The 1,310-nt window shown below is 44.3% G+C and carries 1 protein-coding gene; it reads right to left on the bottom strand.

The features are described 5' to 3' along the window. Positions 1 to 772, bottom strand: a 772-nt coding sequence (locus A3763_RS20035; protein WP_231872269.1) for a methyl-accepting chemotaxis protein, incomplete at its 3' end; no start/stop codon positions are given. Positions 773 to 1,310 lie beyond the last annotated feature (538 nt).

The following is a 1,310-nucleotide window of genomic DNA, read 5'->3' as shown; positions in this document are numbered from 1 at the left end:
CTTCGTCGGCAACGACGGCAAAACCCCGACCTTGTTCGCCTGCACGGGCTGCTTCGATTGCTGCGTTGAGTGCCAGTAGGTTAGTTTGCTCTGCGATGCTGGTGATCTCGGTGATAATCTGGTTGATCTGGTCGCTATCGTTACGCAATTTATCTAATACTTCATTCGACTCAGATATGCGCTTTTCAATGGTATCAATTGAGGAAGTTGTTGCATGTAGGTGCTCGCCAAAGCTATTGAGCTCGCTATTCATTTCGAGAATATGATTATTGATATCTCCAATGTCATGTTCGATGTTTTCGGTCGCCATGACCATATTATTTATTGCTCCACTCAACACGCCGCCGTGATGAGATTGCATCATCGTATTCTGGCTCATGGCACTGTAGGTTTCGGTTAATTCTGCGCTCATAGGGAGCAAGCGGGAGGCTCTAAGGTGAATCCCCTGTATAGCCTGCTCAGCATTGCTCAGGCGCTGATTCAAAATTTCAAATAACTCTTTGGGCGCGCCAGACATGTTTTGGGTATTTAATTGCGTCGAGTAAGAAAACTTCTCTTCGAGGTTCGCTTTTAATGCAGAGATTCCTGCGTTTATGGGTGAAATAACTATTTTTTGATACCAAACCAAAGACAATGTGCAGCATATCAGGGTAGTCAAGATATACGCTAGTAAGCTGTTTTCGGTGCTAGCGCCTACAAACCAATAACTTAAAGGAAAGAGAAGAGTTGCCGGTAAGATAACCAGGCAGTTGTGTGCTGAGAATGCTTTCATTTGTGGTCTTTGTATTGTAATGGAGCTGAATAAGCTTGTTTCTACCCCTTAGCATAGCTAATAACCACAGACTTACCATCTCGAAGAAGCGGTTTGATTACTGGGCTTACAATAATGTGATCAAGGTAAGCCACATAATGTAACCGTAGCCAATTGTCGCGGGTAAGAAGCCTAGAAGAATGCGGGCTTTATCGCTAGTCGACTTAGGCTTAGCCATGTGAGGTTTTATAGCTAGCACAATGAAGCCGAAAGGGTTGTACAGTGCTCCAAAGCACGTGGTGTAAATGACCCAGCCGGGTAGTTCTAGGCTAAGCTTTTCNTTCAAATAATAGCAGGCTACCAGCAATAGGCACATCAAGATGTAATCAATATGCGCTCGGATAAGCTGGTGGCTAGCAGGAAATAGACGCTTAAGTGCTTTTATATCAGCGTAAAGGATAAAGGAGGCTAACCAAGCCAAGGCAAGAGACAGCAGTAAGGAAAACGCTGCGGTAAGTAATAAATAGTCGGCTACGTTAGTCATTTAGTATTCCTCTGA

The organism is Oleiphilus sp. HI0128 (assembly GCF_001635365.1).
Note: the sequence above shows the minus strand (reverse complement) of the source record. Positions and strands in the feature narration are given on the sequence as shown.